A 3,292-nucleotide genomic window follows, 5' to 3' on the forward strand; every position below is an offset into this window, starting at 1 on the left:
TCAGGGTGTTTTTATGATAGCTTGCCACGCGTTCAGCCTTACTTGGCACATCCAGCGCTTTTTGACGATATGGGTCTTGGGTTGCCACGCCTGTAGGGCAGGTATTGGTATGACAAGAGCGCGATTGGCTACAGCCGACGGCAAACATGAAGCCGCACGCCGAGTTACACCAGTCAGCACCCAACGCCAGTAAGCGGGCAATATCAAAACCTGATATGATTTTACCACTCACGCCGAGTTTGATTTGATCGCGGATACCTGCGCCAACTAAGGTGTAAAATCGCGGCGCCGAAGGTGCTGTAACGTAGGAAAACACCAGTAAAGTAAGGGGAGTTGTGTTCAGGATCAGGGTTCAAATTGATTCTAGATTTGGGCATAGCAAGGCTCAACAATAAAACATAGGAATTAAAAAATGCGGCAGAAAGTTATTTCGTAACTTTGCCGCTATTCATGATTCAAAATAGATAGATTAAGTAAGACTTTTTTAAATGAACGAAAGTGCTAAAAGCTAAGGCGCTAACAGTTAACATGACACAAGCAGACCAAACACCCTGCTGCGAGAATACGGGGTCTGAGACTCGCCCAGTCGGTTCCAATAGGGTCATCCATACGCTTATATGAAGCACATAAAAAATTCTGAAATTAATGGTTTAAAATATGATTATTCAACAAGGTCAATTTGCCAGTTATTGGCTTGAATGACAATATCAATTTTGCGCAACTTCATGGCGATGTCATCGGCTTGCTTTTGTAAGTCGTCTATTATTTACTACAATGCTTTTATTATTATTGATATTTACATCAAAGTTTAACGATTGTTATTCTCCAACACAAACCACTTGCCGCAAGGTATGCATCACTTCTACAAAGTCGCTTCATGCTTGCATCAAAATGCTCTTTATCATCAGCAAACTACGCTAAATCTTATCTGGAAAATCCATAAATTTCGGTATCTTCTCTAAACACCGTTGCCAATCCTTTCAGCCAATGCTTGTAATTTAGGTACTATCATCGCTGCATAATCTGCGCTTTGCCAGTTAGCACTCGGTACACTGGCGTTCAGTGAATACGCAAACTGCCCCGTCGCAACATCAAAAACACCGACGGCCACTGCCAATATATCAGTAGAAAATTCACCATCTGATATCGTATAGCCATGCGCTCTATAATGCTCTGCGGCGTCAGTAAGAGCAGACTGTGCGTGATTATAATCTTCTGTAGATAACTGCTCTTGTAAGTTACTATCAATTACAGTCTGTCTCGTCGGTGAGCTTACTGCATAAAAAGCACGTCCAATAGCGGTACGGGCGACGGGCACTGCTGAGCCAACTTGCAAATTGACTGATAGGCGAGCAGGGCTACGACAGCAAGCGTGATAGCGCATTTCTCCTTCAACCTCGGTTGCCAAATTCACTGATACTTCATTGCTACTGGCAAACTGTCGCAGTAACGGCTCAGCTGCCGCCACCAAATCATGACGACTCCACGCAATAGCACTTAATCGCACCGCACTACTACCCAATTGATACTGTCCATGTATCGTCACGCGCAAAAATCCAAGCGTCATTAGGGTGTGAATCAGACGAGTAATCGTCGCTTTTGGCAATTTTGTCATCTGGCATAATTGCTGATGGCTAAGCTGCTCATGATGCTCAAAGGCTGATAATAAAGTCAGTCCACGCCCTAATGCAGTGACAAACTGCCGATCATTATCATCTTTACTTTGTTCAAGCGTGCTATTCATTCGAGCCAGTAATGGTAGGGCTGCCGATACATTTTTTGTCATTTTATGCTCATTTTTTTTGATAAAGGTTTACAGCGACACTAAATTTTGCTTAAATGGTTTTAAATTATGAAACTAAGTTTCGCACAGCGGAATTAGTAAGTCAATAAGCTGTTAAGTCAATTTACTCACTAATTACTACTCGTCGGTCAGGATGACTGACATCAAGGAGATCTATATGGCAACATCTACGCGTCCAAGTTTTGATTGGGAAGATGCTTTTTTATTACGCGACCAGCTTACTGACGAAGAGCGCATGGTGACGGACAGCGCCCGCCAGTTTTTTCAAAAAGAGCTGATGCCTGGCATCGTTGAAGCCAACCGCCATGAGAATTTTGACCGTAATATCATGCGTCAAATGGGTGAGATGGGCTTACTAGGCGTAACGATTGAAGGTTATGGCTGTGCTGGTTTATCGAGTGTTGCTTACGGTTTGATTGCCAAAGAAGTAGAAGCTGTAGACTCAGGTTATCGTTCAGCGATGAGTGTGCAATCAAGCTTGGTCATGCATCCTATCCATGCATACGGTACTGAAGAACAAAGAGAGAGATATCTGCCAAAGCTTGCTACTGGCGAATATGTCGGCTGCTTTGGTCTGACTGAACCGGATTCAGGGTCAGATCCTGCATCAATGTCGACACGCGCGCGTGCGGTTGATGGCGGTTATGAGTTGACGGGTAACAAAATGTGGATTACCAACAGTCCTATCGCAGATGTGTTTGTCGTTTGGGCAAAAGACGATGCCGATGAGATTCGAGGTTTTATTTTAGATAAAGGTATGAAAGGTTTATCAGCGCCAAAGATTGAAGGTAAGTTTTCACTGCGTGCTTCAGTCACGGGTGAGATTGTGATGGACAAAGTGTTCGTCCCTGAAGCTAATGCTTTCCCAGATATCCGTGGACTCAAAGGTCCATTTGGCTGCTTAAATAAAGCCCGTTATGGTATCGCATGGGGCGCGATGGGTGCGGCTGAATTCTGCTGGAAAGCTGCCCGTCAGTACACGCTTGATCGTAAGCAATTTGGTCGTCCATTAGCCGCGACGCAGTTGGTACAGCTGAAACTTGCCAATATGCAAACAGAAATCACTTTGGGTCTGCAAGCAGCGCTACGTGTTGGTCGTCTGATGGATGAAGACAATGCGGCTCCTGAGATGATCTCACTCATTAAGCGTAATAACTGTGGTAAAGCGCTAGATATCGCGCGCATTTCTCGTGATATGCATGGCGGTAATGGTATCTCTGATGAGTTCCATATTATCCGTCACGTCATGAATTTAGAAGCGGTCAATACTTATGAAGGGACGCACGATATTCATGCGCTTATCCTAGGTCGTGCGCAGACAGGGATTCAAGCGTTTTATTAATAAGTATTAGCCAATAAGTGCTAGCTGATTTTTAGACCATAAACGTACGTTACTGTTGCGCTTTTTACGAAGCACTTGATAAGCAGTAGCGTGCGTTTTTTAGTTATTAGTCCTCATTTATATCTGGTTTATAAGTAGCTTCAAAG

General features: G+C 44.0%; 2 protein-coding genes and 2 pseudogenes. 1 reads left to right on the forward strand and 3 read right to left on the reverse strand.

The features are described 5' to 3' along the window. From VLN09_RS08310 to VLN09_RS08320, 3 genes and pseudogenes are all read right to left on the reverse strand, one after another. Nucleotides 1-274: pseudogene (locus VLN09_RS08310) on the reverse strand (glutamate synthase-related protein); the annotation flags it as partial. 387 nt (nt 275-661) lie between these two features. Continuing rightward, nucleotides 662-763 (reverse strand): annotated as a pseudogene (locus tag VLN09_RS08315) (septicolysin); the annotation flags it as partial. 195 nt (nt 764-958) lie between these two features. Further along, nucleotides 959-1,786 (reverse strand): IclR family transcriptional regulator, encoded by an 828-nt coding sequence (locus VLN09_RS08320; protein WP_325245496.1) that lies wholly within the window; start codon nt 1,784-1,786, stop codon nt 959-961. A 175-nt stretch (nt 1,787-1,961) separates the two neighbouring features. Between VLN09_RS08320 and VLN09_RS08325 the strand changes: the two genes are divergently transcribed. After that, nucleotides 1,962-3,146, forward strand: a complete 1,185-nt coding sequence (locus tag VLN09_RS08325; protein ID WP_325245498.1) for an acyl-CoA dehydrogenase — start codon at nt 1,962-1,964, stop codon at nt 3,144-3,146. Nucleotides 3,147-3,292: the final 146 nt, after the last annotated feature.

Source organism: Psychrobacter sp., assembly GCF_035469765.1.
In the GTDB taxonomy this organism is placed as follows: Bacteria; Pseudomonadota; Gammaproteobacteria; order Pseudomonadales; family Moraxellaceae; genus Psychrobacter.

Excerpts from the sequence above, each read along its gene's own strand:
- VLN09_RS08320 (WP_325245496.1), bottom strand. The coding sequence starts at position 1,786 with ATGACAAAAAATGTATCGGCAGCCCTACCATTACTGGCTCGAATGAAT.
- VLN09_RS08325 (WP_325245498.1), top strand. The coding sequence starts at position 1,962 with ATGGCAACATCTACGCGTCCAAGTTTTGATTGGGAAGATGCTTTTTTA.